This window comes from Streptomyces sp. NPDC004539 (genome assembly GCF_040610055.1).
Taxonomy (GTDB): Bacteria; Actinomycetota; Actinomycetes; order Streptomycetales; family Streptomycetaceae; genus Streptomyces.
In genome coordinates this window covers 63283-79635 of record NZ_JBEXLS010000027.1, presented here as the reverse complement: position 1 = coordinate 79635, position 16353 = coordinate 63283, and the positions used below count along the sequence as shown (strand labels likewise).

General features: G+C 67.7%; 15 protein-coding genes and 1 pseudogene. 11 read left to right on the top strand and 5 right to left on the bottom strand.

The window, feature by feature from the left end; all coding sequences use genetic code 11:
• Positions 1-147: 147 nt before the first annotated feature.
• Positions 148-330, top strand: coding sequence for a hypothetical protein (locus tag ABZX85_RS39685; RefSeq protein WP_355880410.1), 183 nt, complete (start codon positions 148-150; stop codon positions 328-330).
• Positions 331-470: 140 nt separating this feature from the next.
• Here ABZX85_RS39685 and ABZX85_RS39680 read toward each other — a convergent pair whose 3' ends face one another.
• Positions 471-665 (bottom strand): hypothetical protein, encoded by a 195-nt coding sequence (locus ABZX85_RS39680; RefSeq protein WP_355880634.1) that lies wholly within the window; start codon positions 663-665, stop codon positions 471-473.
• Between the two features lie 377 nt (positions 666-1042).
• Here ABZX85_RS39680 and ABZX85_RS39675 point away from each other — a divergent pair, with 377 nt between their 5' ends.
• From ABZX85_RS39675 to ABZX85_RS39655, 5 genes are all read left to right on the top strand, one after another.
• On the top strand, positions 1043-2434 hold the full coding sequence (locus ABZX85_RS39675; protein ID WP_355880408.1) for an alpha/beta hydrolase: 1392 nt from the start codon (positions 1043-1045) through the stop codon (positions 2432-2434).
• Positions 2435-3224: 790 nt separating this feature from the next.
• On the top strand, positions 3225-3980 hold the full coding sequence (locus ABZX85_RS39670) for an SDR family oxidoreductase (RefSeq protein WP_355880406.1): 756 nt from the start codon (positions 3225-3227) through the stop codon (positions 3978-3980).
• A 40-nt stretch (positions 3981-4020) separates the two neighbouring features.
• Positions 4021-4731 carry a TetR/AcrR family transcriptional regulator gene (locus ABZX85_RS39665; RefSeq protein ID WP_355880404.1) on the top strand — a complete coding sequence of 237 codons (711 nt, stop codon included), beginning with the start codon at positions 4021-4023 and terminating at the stop codon, positions 4729-4731.
• Positions 4732-5213: 482 nt separating this feature from the next.
• Complete coding sequence (locus tag ABZX85_RS39660; RefSeq protein WP_355880401.1) at positions 5214-5816, top strand: isochorismatase family cysteine hydrolase; 603 nt, start codon at positions 5214-5216, stop codon at positions 5814-5816.
• A gap of 356 nt (positions 5817-6172) precedes the next feature.
• Positions 6173-6754: a nuclear transport factor 2 family protein gene (locus tag ABZX85_RS39655; RefSeq protein ID WP_355880398.1), complete on the top strand. Its 582-nt coding sequence runs from the start codon at positions 6173-6175 to the stop codon at positions 6752-6754.
• Here the strand turns inward: ABZX85_RS39655 and ABZX85_RS39650 are convergent.
• A complete protein-coding gene (locus ABZX85_RS39650) occupies positions 6639-8447 on the bottom strand; it encodes an ISL3 family transposase (protein ID WP_355880395.1) in 1809 nt (602 codons plus the stop codon). The two genes, ABZX85_RS39655 and ABZX85_RS39650, sit on opposite strands and share 116 nt — an antisense overlap.
• A 95-nt stretch (positions 8448-8542) precedes the next feature.
• On the opposite strand from ABZX85_RS39650, the pseudogene ABZX85_RS39645 reads away from it, so the two are divergent.
• A pseudogene (locus tag ABZX85_RS39645) lies at positions 8543-9126 on the top strand (IS5 family transposase); the annotation flags it as partial.
• Between the two features lie 49 nt (positions 9127-9175).
• Here ABZX85_RS39645 and ABZX85_RS39640 read toward each other — a convergent pair.
• The gene (locus tag ABZX85_RS39640) at positions 9176-9910 is read right to left on the bottom strand and encodes a hypothetical protein (RefSeq protein ID WP_355880392.1); all 735 of its coding nucleotides are present in this window, start codon (positions 9908-9910) and stop codon (positions 9176-9178) included.
• Between the two features lie 10 nt (positions 9911-9920).
• Positions 9921-11696 (bottom strand): Hsp70 family protein, encoded by a 1776-nt coding sequence (locus ABZX85_RS39635; RefSeq protein ID WP_355880389.1) that lies wholly within the window; start codon positions 11694-11696, stop codon positions 9921-9923.
• A 231-nt stretch (positions 11697-11927) separates the two neighbouring features.
• On the opposite strand from ABZX85_RS39635, the gene ABZX85_RS39630 reads away from it, so the two are divergent.
• Positions 11928-12182, top strand: a complete 255-nt coding sequence (locus tag ABZX85_RS39630; RefSeq protein WP_355880386.1) for a hypothetical protein — start codon at positions 11928-11930, stop codon at positions 12180-12182.
• Positions 12183-12332: 150 nt separating this feature from the next.
• On the opposite strand, the gene ABZX85_RS39625 is transcribed toward ABZX85_RS39630, so the two are convergent.
• Positions 12333-13091, bottom strand: coding sequence for a site-specific DNA-methyltransferase (locus ABZX85_RS39625; RefSeq protein WP_355880617.1), 759 nt, complete (start codon positions 13089-13091; stop codon positions 12333-12335).
• A gap of 758 nt (positions 13092-13849) precedes the next feature.
• Here ABZX85_RS39625 and ABZX85_RS39620 point away from each other — a divergent pair.
• From ABZX85_RS39620 to ABZX85_RS39610, 3 genes are all read left to right on the top strand, one after another.
• Positions 13850-14905 carry a C40 family peptidase gene (locus ABZX85_RS39620; protein WP_355880614.1) on the top strand — a complete coding sequence of 352 codons (1056 nt, stop codon included), beginning with the start codon at positions 13850-13852 and terminating at the stop codon, positions 14903-14905.
• A gap of 267 nt (positions 14906-15172) precedes the next feature.
• Positions 15173-15496, top strand: coding sequence for a DUF6112 family protein (locus tag ABZX85_RS39615; RefSeq protein ID WP_355880384.1), 324 nt, complete (start codon positions 15173-15175; stop codon positions 15494-15496).
• Positions 15496-16209, top strand: a complete 714-nt coding sequence (locus tag ABZX85_RS39610) for a hypothetical protein (RefSeq protein WP_355880383.1) — start codon at positions 15496-15498, stop codon at positions 16207-16209. The genes ABZX85_RS39615 and ABZX85_RS39610 overlap by 1 nt, the downstream gene beginning before the upstream one ends.
• Positions 16210-16353: the final 144 nt, after the last annotated feature.

The window sequence follows — 16353 nt, the reverse complement described above, 5'->3', positions numbered from 1 at the left end:
ACGAACATGCTCCGCGGTGACCTGGTGCATCAGCTGAGCCTCCGCTAAAAACTTGAAACTTCAAGTTGTTTCACGGGTGGCCCACCCCCTCCCAAGATGATGATCTATCGCATCCCCCACTCACAATGCGAAGGAATCAACGCAGCCATGCAACGACCTATCGCCACGGCCCTGGCCACGGCCATGGCCACCGCCGCCCTGCTCGCCACAGCCGTCGGCGTGGCGTCCGGCGACAACGGCCAGAGCAATGTCACCCGCCAGGAATCGCCAACGGTTCATACCCTCTCCGCCTGCTGGCCGGGCCAGGAATGCTGGGGGCAGTGGTCCTGACCACGGACTCCGGCAGCGGCAGGCTCGGCTTCCCTGATCGCTCCAACTGATACGACGGCGAGGGGGAGGCCGGTGCACAGCCTCCCCCTCGCCGCAGGGCTCAGCGGTTGCGCGGTAAGCCCACCGTGCCCGTCGGCGCCTCACAGGTCGGGCCGGCGGGGCGTGACGATCTTGCCGCTGGCGTAAAAGTGCGTGCTGTTGTTGCCGAAGACCTCGTGGTCTCCTACGGAGAACGATCCGCGCGACCTGGTCGACATCGTGTCGCCGCTCACCCACGGCGACCGCAACGAGGTGGATCCGGAGCGGGCCGACTCCGCCGTTTCTGTGCCGTTCACGCCGCCACACGGTGTCTCACGGCAGCCCGGACGCCCTCCCAGTTCCGTCTCCGAGAAGTCGAGTCCGCCACAGCCTGACGGCCGGTCATGTCCGCATTTTTTCAGGCAGGTTGAGTCCAATCTTTTGCTCCGTCAGTGAGCTCTCGATTCATGAAGGAATACCTGTGCAATTGAACCCCCCACTGACCCCGCGCTCGAAAGGGCGCAGACGACTGACTGTCGGGGCTCTGGTCACCGCTCTGTTCGGCCAGTTGCTCACAGGGGCCGCCGTGGCCGCTCCCTCGGCCACGACCCCGCCGCTAGGGCACATAGCCTGGGAACCCTGTACGTCACCCTCCGGCCAAGGCACCTTCGAGTGCGCCACTTTCCAGGTGCCCGTGGACTGGAGGCAGCCGCACGGCGCCACCATCGACCTGGCCCTCGCCCGCCACCTGGCCACCGATCCCGAGCGCCGGATCGGCTCGCTGCTGATCAACCCCGGCGGCCCGGGCAACTCCGGTGTGGACTTCGCGCTCGACGCCCCCGACGCCTTCTCGCCCGAACTGCTGGAGCGCTTCGACATCGTGGGCTTCGACCCGCGCGGCGTCGGCCGCAGCAACCCGGTGCTGTGCGACACGGACCTGCTGACGGCCCAGGGCGAGTTGCTCTACCCGGACAGTGACTCGTCCTTCGCCGCCCTCCGCGAGGCGAACCGTGCGCTCGGCAACAGCTGCCGCGATCTCACCGGGCCGCTCGTCGACCACATGGACACCGGCAGCGTCGTCCGCGACATGGACGCGATCCGTGCCGGGCTCGGCGAGCAACGGATCAGCTACTTCGGAACCTCCTACGGCACCTTGCTCGGCCAGCAGTACGCCGAGCGCTACCCGCACCGCGTCCGCGCGATGACCCTCGACTCCAACATGGACCACAGCCTGGGCATGTGGGACTTCCAGAAGACCGAGACCAGGGCGGTGGAGGAGTCCTACGGCCAGTTCGCCGACTGGTGCGCCCGTACGCCGTCCTGTGCGCTGCACGACCGCGACGCCCGCGCCTTGTTCGACTCGCTGTACAAGCGCGCGGAAGCCGGTGAGTTGGTCCTGCCGGGGGACCCGCCCCACACGGTCACTCCCCAGGAGGTCCAGAACCTCATCGTGGGCCCCTTGTACAGGCCGAACACCTGGTTCCAGTTGGCACAGGACCTCGCCGACCTGGACGCCGCGGGCCCGGCGGCGGCACGGTCACGTCAAAGGTTCGGCGAGCCGACGGAGTTCCCCCTCTTCTCGGTGGTGTGCCAGGACTACGACTTCGACGTTCCTTCGTACGCCACCCTCGCGCGCTTCGAACGTGAACTCGTCCGCAGCGCCCCCGTCACCCGCGTCAGTCCCCTCGGCTGGACGGTCCAGACCGGCTGCCAGGACTGGCCGACCGAGGTGACCAACCCGCCGCGCCGGCTCCACGTCGAAGGGACCCCGAAGATCCTGATGACCAACAGCCGTTTCGACCCGGCGACCCCGCATGTCTGGGCCTCCAACGCAGCCCGTCAGATCGGGCGTGAGGCAGTGCTCCTCACGTACGACGGTGTCGGTCACGGCGTCTACTGGCGCAGCCCGTGTGCGCGGGAAGCCACCAACACCTACCTTCTCACCCTGAAGACCCCCCGCAAGGGCACCCACTGCCCCGCGGTCTGGCCGACCGGGCCCTCCGTCCAGCGGGAGTCGACGGGCGGCGGTCTCGTCGACCCGCTGCCCGAACGGCCGGAAACGGGGCCGTACGGGCCGACCACGTGACACGGCCTGATCCGAGCCGGTCCTGAGCGACAGGTGCGGCCCGACCAGGCTCCGGCCGGGCGGCACCTGTGGCGCGTCTGGTGTCACGCGATCCGCCAGCACACGTCCCGAAGCCGCACCGCCGGCCACGCCTGGGCCGCGGCCGAGAGGGCTCCCGGGGCACCGCGTACGCTCTCGCCAGCCGGATGAAGACGGTCCGTCCCACACTCCGCTGATCATGGGAGCAGGTGTGCTGCCTGCCCTCGGCGGCCACGAGGACGGCCTCCTCGCCATGCTCCATTCGTCTTCCCGCTCTGTGAAGTGCGGATCAGCAGCAATCGCCTCGACGTGTACACGGCCGCGGGCAAGGTGTTCCTGACCGTCACCGACGACCCGGCCGAACAGGTCATCGCGGTCAATGCGAACCCGGGCACGCGCAGGTACTTGAGCACGGTTACGCCCCGATTGCACCGGGCCGCTACCTCGGCGGACGCCACGGGATCTCACCGGGGCCGGGGCCCGGCGTCACCGAGCGGCTGATTGCCGGCGTGGCCGAGGATTCCTACGGTCTGGCCGCCGAGCGGCTGCCGCGACGCGACCGCCCGGTGCCCGATGAACGCCGCAGGTCGCCCGAACGGTTGAGCCGCTGCTCGCCAGCGGGCCACGGCTCGCCCACACCTTCTCCGGAGCGGCGGCGCCCGCTCCGGACCGGCGATGGTAAGTGGATCGACTTGCCATTGGGGCGGTGCGGGGCTACCTTGATGTGGTGAGTCCTTCGACTTACCTTACGACTCGGCAAGGAACAATCACCATGAATCGTCTTGCGGGCAAGAGTGCCCTCATCACCGGCGGCACCAGCGGGATCGGCCTGGAGACCGCGCGGCGTTTTGTCGCGGAGGGGGCCGACGTACTGGTCACAGGCATCACCCCGGCCAGCATCGACAACGCGCGGCAGATCCTTGGGGACAAGGTGCGGGTAGTGGAGGCCGATGCGCGAGATCTCGACGCCCAGCGAGGCCTGGCCAAGCAGGTGAGTGAGCACTTCGGGCAGCTGGACGTGGCGTTCCTGAACGCCGGCGTCTCGGACTGGCGGCCGTTCGAGGACCACACGGAGGACAGCTTCGACCGGCTCTTCGACATCAATGTCAAGAGCGTCTTCTTTCTCACACAGGCCCTGGTGCCCGTCCTGACCACATCCTCCTCGGTCATCCTCAACGCTTCCAACAGCGCACACGGCGGCTACGGACGTTCGAACGCCTACGCCGCGACGAAGGCGGCCCTCGGCTCCCTGATGCGGTCGTGGAACGCGGACCTGCTCAAATCGCACGGCATCCGGTTCAACGCGGTCAGCCCCGGCCCGGTGCACACCCCGCTGTACTCCAAGCTGGGGATCGACGACCCCGCGCAGCAGGCGGCGGTTCTGGAGTCGATCAGCTCCGGCATCCCGCTGGAGCGCATGGGTATGCCCGGGGAGATCGCGGAGGCCGTCGTGTACCTGGCCTCGGATGCCTCGGCCTTCGTTGTGGGCCAGGACCTTATCCTGGACGGTGGCCAGACCATCCTCTGACAGCGAGGATGCGGCCGGGAGACGGGCAAGGGGCGTGGGTATGTCGGTGGCGGACCGAGCGGAGACCGGTGGCGATACGTGCCAGGCCGGGGACGACGCGCAGACCAAAGCCGGGTATCACGCGCAGATCAAGGCGGAGAACCGCGCGCGCATCATCCGTGCCGCCCGCGACCTCTTCCTCGCCCGGGGATACGACAAGACCTCCCTGGCCCAGATCGCCAAGGAGGCCCGCGTCTCCACCGGCACCCTCTTCAAGCGGTACCCCTCCAAGGCCACGCTGTTCGCGGCCGTCACCTCCGAGCAGTGGCAGCTGGATGTGGAGTACGCAGAACCTCCCTCGCCCGGTGATCCCCGGTACGGTCTGGATCACATCGGCCGTGACTACGCCTGCCTGGTCGCACGGCCCGGCACAGCGGCGCTGTGCCGCCTCATCATCACCGAGCTTCCCCAGATGCCGGAACTCGCCGATATCGTCGGCACCGGCTTCGCCATCGACCGCGGCCCCTTCTTCGACCGGCTCCGCGACTACCTGGACGCCGAAGTGCAGGCTGGCACACTCGACTTCCGTTCGGCCGACGGACAGCCGCAGTCGGCATCCGAAGTGGCCGAACAGTTCCTCGGCATGATCTGCAGCCAGTTCCTGTGGCCTCAACTGGTACGGACGGACTTCGTCCCGCCCAACCCCACCGACGCCGCGATCGTGGACGAAGCCGTCGCCCTCATGCTCGCCCGCTACAGCACCGCATCCTGAACCCCGACTGCCAGTTCACGCCGCCATGACCCCAAGACGTCCTCCCTGCCAGGACACGCGCAGGTAAAGGTGGCTCGGCCGACAGCAAGCACGGCCGACGGCTGAGCCGGGAGGGGCCATGGCCTCCCGGTAAGGCACCGCGCCCCCGTCGTTGCCCTCGGGGAGCGGGTGACGGCCAATGACCGACGAGGTTCTCCAGCACGCATAAACCGGGCGATGCCGGACCGCCTGCGACGGTATTGGCCTTCCGAGGCATTGGCCACCGCGGCCGTACCAGCGGCTCAGCGCTATCCGCAGACAGCGCGTGACCTGAAAAAGATCATCATCCGCGAGCGTCGCGAAGCAGACGCAGCGTTGCGGGACAGAGCCCCTCTGGTCCTGTCCCATGTGCCTGTTGGCGCTCCCTCAAGAGAACGAGCTGAACGGCATACACGAAATTCGGCTCGGCAGCAGAAATACCATTCAACACGAGGAGTAATTCAGTGAGCGAGCAGAGCATGAAGAAGAGCGCGCTGATCCTGATCGAGTACCTGAACGACTGGCTCGCCCCCACCGGCACCATCAATGGGCAATTCCAGGACCGCGAGCAGGTCGACGCTGCTGTCGCCAACTCCAAGGAGGTGCTGGCCGAGGCGCGTCGCCAGAACATGGAAGTCATCCATGTGCAGATGGTGCTGGAGCCGACGTACCGAGCGCTCGGCGCAGCGAAGTACGGTCTGCGCAAGATGATGAGCGACTACGGCTCCTTCCTGGGCGAGCAGACGGAGTTCTTCCCCGGATTCGAGCCTCTCGCGGATGAGTACGTGATCAGCGAGCGCACCGGAGGCAGCAGCGCGTTCGCCGGCACCACGCTGGACAGCTACTTGCGCCACAACCAGATCCAGGACATCTATGTCATGGGTTTCGCGTTGCGGCAGTGCGTCGAGTCGACCATGCGCAACGCTCATGACCTCGGCTACCACACCAATGTCATCTGGGATGCGTCCGCGGCGTTCACCAAGGAGCAGCAGACCTCTTTCGTGACCGACATCATCCCCTTCTACGCGAATGCGGTCACGACCCAGGAGTTCCTGAACCAGGACTGACAGCGCTCGTGCCCTGCTTCCCGTCGGTGGAGCAGGGCACGATTCCTGGCCAGGGCACGATCGGCAGCCCTGTGACGTGCGCCGACGGTCCACTGACCAACGGCCGACATGACAGATGCGATCCTCGCCCTGGTCAGACACTGAGTGCCGCTCGACTGACCTACTTGAACGAGTCGTCGAGCTCGGGGAGACCGCGAATCTTGCGGGGCTGGACCGCGCACGCCGTGCGTTTCATCGCGCGCGAGGGAGCTGCTGTCGTACCCGGGTCGACCGGGCGAAGCTCACGCAGCGACGCCCCGTCCTGCACCTCTGGACATCACTACTCCGAAAACCACAGAACAGGAAGGTACTCACCGGTGACGACCGACTCTCTCGCCCCGGACCTCAGGCGACTCATCGACCGGGAGGCCATCCGAGATGTGCTCAACCGGTACTGCCGATCAGTCGACAGGCTTGACTTGGACGAGCTCCGGCGCTGCTACCACCACGACGCCTATGACAATCACGGCGCCTACCAGGGCGACATCGACGGACTCATCGCTTGGATCGCTCGCCGACACGAGGCCATCCCGTACTCGCTGCACATCAGTGGGAACATCCTCATCGAGTTTGCAGATGACGACCTGGCCCTGGTCGAGAGCTACAACTCAATCGTGCAGCACTACCCCGCTGACGCCCTCGCTTCCCTCCAACAGTTCCTCGGCGAGGGTGCCGTCAGATCCGATGGGGCGCTCCACTTCATGACATGGGGTCGCTTCGTCGATCGCATGCTCCGCCGAGACGGCGAGTGGAAGATCATCCGCCGCACGGTGATCGCTGGTCCTACGGTCGTTCTGCCGACCGACCGTCCCTTTGAGGCACCGATGGGATGGACGACTGACAGGCGCGACGACCAGGACGTGCTGCACGCCGAACGTCGCGAGCTCGGGATCGGGTGATGTCGGCGTACGGACTTTTCTGGCTCCGGCAAGATTTTCGTGAAGCGGGGTTGTGCTTCCGTGCGCCGGTGACACTCCGTGACGGGTAGCGGCGTCGGAGGTGGGCTATGAGGATCACGCGTTGGCGGAGGAGTGGAACTCCGGCGCGGCCGGCCATGATCCTCTTCTGGAGCTTCAGATCCGTGATCCGGCCCTCGTTCACGCCCGAGTTGAACGCTGTGGTGATCCCCTGCTCGACCGCGCGCTGGTCCTCGCGGAGCGCCTTCGCCAGCCCGGCCATTGCCGGGAGGTGAGTGGCTTCGAGTCGGTCGAGCCAGTTCGGCAGCGGTGCGGCATCCCGGGCATCGAGCATCGCGGCGAACTGCCGCACCAGGAGGTGGGCTTGCTCCAGTTGCGGGCAGTGTGCGAGCAGCCGCCGGAGTGCTTCGGTGGCGTGCAGACCCCGCCGGGCCGGTGTGGTGGTGATCCAGCGGGCGACCTGGCGGGGTGAGGGTGGCCGTTCGCGCGGTGTGTCGATCGGCAGCCCGCGGCGTAGTGGTGCGATGGCCATTTTGACCCGCTGGTAGTGGCCCGAGTAGCCCTTGGCGGCGATCTCCTGGTGCAGCACCGTCGCGGTGTGCTCGCCCTCGTCCCACCGCTGCCGCAGATACTCCAGGTAGGGATCGAGGCTGGTGCTTCGCCGCGGAGGGGTGCGGCGTACGCACTCCTGCCAGGTGGCCGCGCGTGCGTACTTGGCCACCGTGCGCCGGTTGAGTCCCAGCTCGCGGGCCATGGCGCTGAGCGAGCGTCCGGTGCCGGTCACCGCGTGCACTGCCTCGAACAGCCGCTGGGCATGGCGGCGAGCCCGAGTATCGGCCGGCTCGGACCGTTCCGCCGGCGGCGTTGGAGGTGCGGCTGGTTCGGGTTCAGGTACCGCGGCGGACAGGCAGCCACGGTGGGCGGCGGCGATGTCCGACACCCGTTTCGAGAGCCCCTGCCAGAGGTGGAAGCGGTCGCTGACCTGCACCGCGGCTGGGGCTCCGTCGGTGATTCCCTGACGGTAGGTGAGCGAGCCGTCGCGGCACACCACCTCGACGCCTGCATGATCGCGCAGCCAGGCGGCGAGTTGTTCGGCGTCGCGTCCGGCCCACAACTCGATGGGCAGCCGCGTGTCGGCATCCACCAGCAGCGTGCCGTAGACGTCCGCGTACAGCGCGAAGTCGTCCACGCCCAGCACTCGCGGCGGCGGTGCCGACGGAAGCGGCATGCGCATCACGTGGAACAGCACACTCGTCCGTGACAGCGGCGCCTTGAGGATCTGCAGTAGTCGGGAACCCCCGCGGCCGGCCAGCAGCACCCCGGCTGCCTCCACCAGGTCCTGCAGCAGCGGACTGCGACGCTGATAGCGCACCGTCAGCCCCTCGACCTGCTCGGCGAACGTCCGCCGGCCACAGCCCGGAGCATCACAGAACAGCCGCCGCACCGACAGCCCGATCAGCACCGGTTGCCCACCGGCCGCGACGTCGGCAAGCGTGCGGCCATAGCGACTGTGCACGCGCGCTGACCCGCGACCGCAGTCCGGACACGCCACCGTCAACTCTCGTGTACGGGCCGCGATACGGACCACGCCACCCGCCGACCACACCCGTTCCACCCGCACCACGTCCAGGTGCGGAGACACAGTTCGTACGAGGTCATCACACTCACCGACCATCTCGCTACCCGTGACGGAGTGTCACCGGCGCACGGAAGCACAACCCCGCTTCACGAAAATCTTGCCGGAGCCAGAAAAGTCCGTACGCCGACACCGAGTGGACCGAGGCCAGGGTGTGGGCCAGACTCCACCGCCTGGTCCTGGACGAACTCGGCTCGCGGGGCGGGCTGGACTGGTCCCGTTGCGCGATCGACTCCGTCAGCGTCCGGGCCCTCAAAGGGGGCAGCTGACAGGACCGAATCCGACCGACCGAGGCAAGAAGGGATCGAAAATCCACCTCATCGTCGACCGCGGCGGCCTGCCGCTGTCGATCGGCATCTCCGCCGCGAACCTCCACGACAGCCAGGCACTCATCCCGCTCGTCCGCGGTATCCCGCCCATCCGCTCACGCCGTGGCCCGCGACGCCGACGGCCCGGAAAACTGCACGCAGACAAGGGCTACGACAACCGAAACCTGCGGCAATGGCTGGCCTCCCGCGGCATCCGGCACCGCATCGCCCGCAAAGGCATCGAGTCATCCCAACGCCTGGGCAGACACCGCTGGGTCGTGGAACGAACCGTCTCGTGGCTGGCCGGCTGCCGACGCCTCCACCGCCGCTACGAGCGAAAACCGGAACACTTCCTGGCCTTCACAGCCATCGCCGCGACCCTCATATGCCACCGCCGACTCACCAACTGAAATGACGTCTAAGACGGTCGGGACCCCACTCCCGTGGGGCCCCTGTCCGTCAGACGGTATAGACGAGCTGGCGGCCGTAGACGCGCCCGTTGACGAGGTACGCCGGCGCTACGAGGAAGGAGACTGGCGCATCAGGGTCGCACGATGCCCATGCCTCCTGTCTGTCAGGGTCCAGGGGCGCTCCCACGGTGTGGGCATAGCTCCATTCATGTGCGAGCCCGACCTTGGCGATGCGCTCCGTCAGAGTGACGCAGTCGGTCCGCAGCCGGTTGATCGCGGCCTCGATGCCGGGGTCTTCCGCTAGACGAAGGGACTGCTGGATGGACCAGCTGGAGGCTGGCCTTTCGTGCAGGAGCGGTCGGATGAGCATGGACATGAGGTGCGCGGTACGTTCCCGGCGGGGCCGGTCCGTGTCGAGGTCGGTTCTGTCGCTGTAACGGCGGGCGAAGTTCTGGAACTGCTGCTCAATCAGTGTTCGGATCTGGCGAGAGAGCTCCTGGTGCTCGCAGTGCTGTGTTCCCGCGAGATCGTCGCGGCGATCGAGTTGGGCGGCAAGGAGGGTGCCGAGCTGCCGTTCGAGGCGGTTGATGTGCGCCCACATGCGTTGATGCTCGGTGGCCCCGCGTCGTACCTCGAACTCCAGCGCGCCGATCCGCTGAAGGGCGGTCTCCAGGGCTTCTTCTGTGCTTGGTGCGAGGGCCGGAGGGATGTACATGTCCCTGTCGGTCTCTGGCGGCCAGCTGGCAGTCCCCTGCGGGGATTGCTCGGGTTCGCGGAAGATCATGGCTCTCGGATCAGTAGTTGGAGTGGAAGCGGACCTGTGTAGCGGCTTCGCCGCCTCCTTGGACCAGTTCGGAGCGGACCTTGATCTCGGTCTCGCCGAACTTCATGAAGGTGCGTACTCCGCGCTCTTTCCGTTCGAAGCGCATGACCGGTCCGAGGTCGATGGTGACCTCTGCCAACTGGTCGCAGCCGTCGTCGGTGACGTATCGGGGTCCGGTGTCCCGGGTGGCGAAGACGCCGAACGTGATCCTCTTCTGGTCGTCGAACAGAGGGAAGATCACGTGGCAGACCTCGGCGTCCGTCGGCACTGACTGTCCGGCTGTGGTGAAGACGTTGAACCGGTCGACGCACCTGTCTCCGTCAGGTGCGCTCAGCCTGGTCGATTCAGGGTCGATGCCCTCTTCGAAGGGCATCGCGGTGTCGATGCCGTAGGTGAACCGGCTGCGGCGTGCGCGGGTCTGCGGGTCGTAGCAGAAGTGGACGGCACCGGCCAGGACGGCGATGTCGGGGTTCGGCGGCACGACGATGGTGGCCCGGGTCGCGAAGCGTTCCTTGATGGCCTGTTGGAGGTACGGCGAGTTGCTGAAGCCGCCGGCCAGGACGATCACGTTGGGGACGTCGGAGCCGCTCTGATCGGATTCCATCTCGTTCAGCTGCGCCTCGACGAGGTCGAGAGTCCCTGGCACAACGGCGTCGAAGAGCGCATGCAGCTGGGCAGGGACGATGACAATGGCGTCGTCGACCTTATTCTGGCGGCGGGCCAGCCGACGCCGACCCACCGCCCCCATCTTCCGGTCGATCCCGGTGGGGATGAGGAGATTGACATTCTCCTCCTGGTCGAGCCGCACCGCGGTCTTGGCGCGTTCCCACTGGTCGATCATGTGCAGCAGGGCATCGGGGCACGCCTCGCGGATGTCTTCCATGACGTCCTTACCGAAGGCGTCGAGGAGATATTCGTCCTCGACTCGGCGGTTGAGGAAGTCCGAGCCGAGACGGTCGCCCAGGGACCGCCCGATCTCGATCATCTTGCCGTCCTGGTCGTTCTGGTAGGCGGTGATGTCGACTGTGCCACCCCCACAGTCAACGACCATGAAGCGAGCGCCCGGGGCCATCAGCACGGGGCCAGCGGGACCTTGGCGTGGTCCGGATACGCGGGCGTAGTGGGCGGCGGCTTCGGGTTCCAGAGAGAGAAGGACCCGGCCGTCTTCGCCGGGCAGCCCGGCGTTCTTGATCACATCACGGTAAATGGCCTTCTGGTAGTCGGTGAAGCAGGCGGGCACCGTCAGCACCCAGCGGACGTCGTCCTCGTCGTAGCCGCTGGCGATGATCTGCTGAAGCACCGTCTGCACGACCTGACGCAGCAGCAACGTGAGCAGGTTCGCGGTCAGAAGGTCTCGGGAACTCACGCCACAGGCGTTGTCAGTGCGTTCGGGTTCGGAGGCGCCGTCGACCGGGCTTGCGCTCTCCTCCGGCCCTTTGTCCTTCTCTAGAGCGCCGAGGTCCATCTTGAAGCCGTGGTAGTACTTGGCCCCTGCGGTGCGCAGGGCCGCCCCCTGGGTGAGCCACATGCGCCGGGCTTCGTAGCCCCAGGCGATCATCTCCCCGCTGGCGTCCAGGAGGAGTGCCGAGAGGTTCTTCACCGTGGGGCCCGGCTGTGATTCCCAGTTGTCGAAGAAGCGAATCTTTCGCGTTTCGGGAGACTCGTTGTCTGGTGAGGCCGGGGTCCAGCCTCCGCCGATCGCGTAGGTCCCCATGTCGATAGCGGCGAAGGCGCGGGGGTCGAACACTATGCGTTCCTTACTCGGATGGCGCCGCGGGATGAGTTCCCAGGGCGGGTCCGCCAGCGGCAGAGCAGTCAAGATGTCCCAGGGGCGGCTGCGCCTATCAACTCGCAGACCTGGCAGGTGCGCGATGTTCACCCGAGCAGACCAACACGCCTGTGCAATTTTGAGCATTCTGCGCATTTCTGCACAGCGTGTCGACTGCCGTCCGCCGCTGGCGGTTCTACGCTGCCGCGCATGGAACTGGAAAGGCGCAACATGTCGCATACGTGCAGTCCAGGGTCGCCAACCTGGATCGCACCGCCGCCAAAACCTGCGGCCGAAGCGGTGATCCGTACGAAGCTGACGGAGTACCGGCGCATGTGTCAGGAACGGGATCGCCTGATCCTGGAAGCGAAGAAGGGAGGCTTCTCCGAGGTGGCGATTGCCGAGCTCTCAGGGCACTCCCGCAACACGGTGCGGAGCGTCTTGAAGAGCCACGGGATCTCCTAAAGCGCGTTGCCGAAGGCCGCTAGCAGGGCATCTCCGTTGTATGGCTGGGGTGTTGAGGGCCGAGTAGGTGTGGGAGGAAGCATTCACCGGGCCGCATGTGGGGGGAGTTGACCGGGCCGTCGTTGTCGACGGCCCGGTCAACGACGGTGGTCAGGGGGAGGGCTCCGTGTCGGCCGTGCCTTCGCGGACCTGCCGCGCGGCCTCCGCCAGGCGCTTCTCGGCAACGCCGGCGTAGTGGTCGGTGACCTCGATACCGACGAAGCTCCGGTTCTCCAACAGCGCGGCCACTCCGGTGGAGCCGCTGCCCATGCAGAAGTCCAGAACCGTGCCGCCGGGCTTGGCGATCTTGACCAGCTCGCGCATCACGCTGACCGGCTTCTGGGTGATGTGCACCCGGCCCGCGCCCTTGGGCTGCGACGCGGTGTAGAGGCCCGGCAGGTAGACAGGGTTGGCATCGGCGTCCATCGCGCCCTTGGAACCCCACAGTACGAACTCACAGTGCTGGGTGAACCTCCCGCGCTGCGGACGGGCTGCGGGCTTGTACCAGGCCAGTGCGCCGCGCCAGATCCAGCCGCCGGCCTGCAAGGCGTCGGCGGTGGCGCCGAGCTGGCGCCAGTCGGTGAAGACCAGCGCGGTGCCGCCGTCGCGGGTGGCACGGTAGGACTCGGCGAGCAGCTGGCTCAACCAGTAGGCGTAGGAGCGCTGGTCCTTGTTCTCGCCGGGGAAGGACTCCAGCGTGTGGGCGCTGCCTGCGGTGGTGTACTTCTCGCGGGCGGTGCGGGCGGTGCGCTCCTTGGCCGTGCGCCCGCCGCTGTTGTAGGGCGGGTCGGTGATGACGCAGTCCACGGACTGCGAGGGGATGTCGGCGAGCCGGAGCAGGGCGTCGCCGCGGTGGATCTTGTAGCTCAGGGGGGCTCCTGCGTAACGGGGACAGGGTGTCGTCGCCCTCGGCCACCCCGGGGCTCGGGGCGGCAGCGCGAAGCGCGGACCGCGCGGGTCAAGGGCTTTCGCGGGGCGGAAACGGCACGCTAGGCGCTCTCCGGCCGGAAACCTAAAAACGGCCTTGCTTTCCACCGGGCCACGATCTTTTTAGGTTTCCGGCCGCCCGACGCCTAACGTCCTCCACGTCGCACGGAGAACCCGGACCGATATCACCAGATCCCTTTTTAGGTTTCCGGCTTCCCGGCTCCTACTGTGTGACACCCCGGCAGGACCGGGCCCCTCCGCGCCAGGTAACGGCACTGACGGCCAATGGCCGGAGAGGGCCCAGGTTTGCCGGGTCCACCTGACCCTCGGGCAGGCCGAACCCTGCTTTTTAGGAAAACGGCTGCGCCGATCCTACGGTCGAAAAACCACGTCCGCCGAATTCCGTCATGTCGCGGAAAGGACACCGCCATGCCTTTTCGCAGATTACGAGGGCGGCTTGCTGCCGCTCCCGACCCGTCCCGGCCGCGCCTTCGCTGCCGGAACGGCGCCCCGCTCCCGCCTGAAATGGAGACCCTCATCAGCTACCTGAACCCCTGCCTGCCCCGGCCCCCGACCGACCTCCCGGCCGCCGTCGAAGGCGGTCGGCCGACCGTCCGATGAGCTGGCAGAAGGTGGCGTGCGGCTGCGCCGCGTTCATCCTGGGCGTTCCCATCGCGATCGGCTTCCCGGCCGTGGCGGTGATGGCGAACGACGCCGCCACCAAGGCCAGCTGCAACACCGGTGCCCAGCAGGTGGAGGCCGCAGCCGTCGCCGCTCAGGTCCAGCAGATCCTGTCCGGCAAGGCCGGGCCCACCGCACCAGTGTCCGGCCTGGACGAGCCGACGACCCAGATCCCGAACGCCAAGGTCATCGTGGCCACCGGCATCGCGATGCGGGTTCCCGCTCGCGGCCAGGTCATCGCCCTGGCCACCGCGTTGCAGGAGTCCGGCCTCCAGAACCTCGGATACGGGGACCGGGACTCGCTGGGCCTGTTCCAGCAGCGTCCCAGCCAAGGCTGGGGCACCCCGGCCCAGCTGCAGGATCCCGTCTACGCCAGCACCGCCTTCTACAAGGCGCTGCTCCAGGTGGACGGGTGGCAGCAGCTGCCGCTCACCGAAGCGGCCCAGGCCGTCCAGAAGTCCGGCTACCCGGACGCCTACGCCAAGTGGGAGAGCCTGGCCGCCGCTTTGCAGCAGGCCATCTCCAAGGCTCTGGGCGAGAGTTCCGCCACCCCGGCACCATCGCCTTCACCCGGCTCACCGCCTCCGGCCTCGACCGGGTGCGGGACTGACGGCTCAGGCATCGACTGGGGGACGATCCCGCCGGGCACCCTGCCCGCCGGGTACGTGATCCCGACCGACGCGCCGCCCGCAGTGCAGTCCGCGATCCGGTACGCGCTCGGGCAGTTGGGCACCCCGTACCAGTGGGGCGGCTCCTGCACCGCGCCGCACGGCCCCGACCCGATGGGCCGCTGTGACTGCTCCAGCCTGATGCAGCAGAGCTACAAGGCCGGCGGCATCGCGCTGACTCGCACCACGTACACCCAGGTCACCGAGGGCACCGCAGTCTCGGTCGACGCCCTCAAGCCGGGCGACCTGCTGTTCACCGAACCCGGGCCCGAGGGCCCTGGACACGTCGGGATGTACATCGGGCAGGGCCTGATCGCGCAGGCTCCGCACACCGGCGACGTGGTCAAGATCTCGACCCTGGACTCCTGGCGGTCCGACATCGTCGCCGCCCGCCGCATCGTCCCCTGACGCTGCAGGTTCCGATTCAAGTTGTCGGTGTCCGAGCATTCTGTCGGCAACTTGTCGGTTTGGGGACGCCGTTGACTGCCCCGCCCTTCTGACGCGGGACGGTCCACCACCTGGGCATCCTGCCTCTTCGGCAGGCTACCCCTGGTCGGCGGGCGACACACCGAGCTTCGCCAGCTCGCCCCCTCTCCGCGCACTTCGCGCGCCTCTCTCCTTCGCCCTGCCGCGGCCCGGCCGCGTCTACCCCGCCCCCTAGCTCGTGGAGTGTGATTGACCACCTACCTCGCCAACGCCGCCGCCAAGGTCCAGCAGTTGGCGTTCGACCCCGGCATCAAGCCCTCCGAGGGCGGCCTGCCCGGCCTCAACGTGCTCAAGAGCACCGTCGGCTCGATCAACCTCTTCGCGATCATCGCGGTCGTGGGCGCGCTGTGCGTCTCCGGCATCGTGTGGGCGTGGGGCCACCACACCGGCTCCCACGGCTCGGAGCAGAAGGGGAAGCAGGGCGCGCTGGTCGCGGCCGGCTGCGCGCTTCTGCTCGGCGCCGCGAACGGCATCGTCACGTTCTTCTCCAACGTCGGGACGAGCGTTCACTGATGTCCTCCTCACCTCAGCCGTTCAAGCCCGGCGGCCAGTCCCTCATGGTCCGCCGCGTGCTCGTCGGCGTGGTGGCGCTCGTGGTCGTCGCCCTGGTGGCCGGGCTCATCGCCCGGTTCACCGGCGGCGGCCACCGCAGCCAGGCCGCCCCCTCCGCCACCAGCACCGCCGCCCCCGGCTCCACGCCCAGCAGCGCGCCGACCGCCGCTGCGAGCAGCGACCCGACCACGCAGCCCGGGACGTCGACCACCAATCCGGTCGCCCCGCCGCCTCACACCAGCGACCCGGTCGTCTTCGCGAAGGCGTTCGCGCGGGCCCTGTGGACCTACGACACCCGCACCACGTCCCAGTCGCAGCAACTCGCCGGCCTTCGCGCCTGGCTGACCAGCGAGAGCACGTACGCCGACCCGGCCGCCCTCGCCAGCCAGGTCCCCGACCCCACCCTGTGGGACCGGATGCGCGACAACGGCCAGCGGGCCACCGGGAAGGTCAACGAAGCGCATCTGCCGACCGCGTTCAACCAGGCCGTGGCCGCCGACCCCACCAAGCTCACCGTCGCCTACATGTACGCGGTCACCGTCAACGGCTCCCAGTCCATCACCTGGACCGGCGGCGGCCAGGGCGACGAGCGACGCGCGATCACCCTCGCCGTGCAGTGCCGCCCCGGCCACAACTGCGCGCTCGCGTCGATCGCACCGACCGTCTACCCCTGACCCGCCCCCTATAAGAAAGGAGGGGGTGCCTCATCGGCTTCTGTGACCTCCCTCTCGCAGGCGCCCTGTGCGACGTCACCCCCGGCGGCATCACCGACTCGATCACCGGCTCGATCGGCAACTGGATCGCCCGCTCCTGCGGCG

Coding starts and splice junctions, on each gene's coding strand:
- ABZX85_RS39640 (WP_355880392.1), bottom strand. CDS start 9,910: ATGATCTTCCGCGAACCCGAGCAATCCCCGCAGGGGACTGCCAGCTGG.
- ABZX85_RS39670 (WP_355880406.1), top strand. CDS start 3,225: ATGAATCGTCTTGCGGGCAAGAGTGCCCTCATCACCGGCGGCACCAGC.
- ABZX85_RS39685 (WP_355880410.1), top strand. CDS start 148: ATGCAACGACCTATCGCCACGGCCCTGGCCACGGCCATGGCCACCGCC.
- ABZX85_RS39650 (WP_355880395.1), bottom strand. CDS start 8,447: ATGGTCGGTGAGTGTGATGACCTCGTACGAACTGTGTCTCCGCACCTG.
- ABZX85_RS39665 (WP_355880404.1), top strand. CDS start 4,021: ATGTCGGTGGCGGACCGAGCGGAGACCGGTGGCGATACGTGCCAGGCC.
- ABZX85_RS39630 (WP_355880386.1), top strand. CDS start 11,928: ATGGAACTGGAAAGGCGCAACATGTCGCATACGTGCAGTCCAGGGTCG.
- ABZX85_RS39610 (WP_355880383.1), top strand. CDS start 15,496: ATGTCCTCCTCACCTCAGCCGTTCAAGCCCGGCGGCCAGTCCCTCATG.
- ABZX85_RS39620 (WP_355880614.1), top strand. CDS start 13,850: ATGGCGAACGACGCCGCCACCAAGGCCAGCTGCAACACCGGTGCCCAG.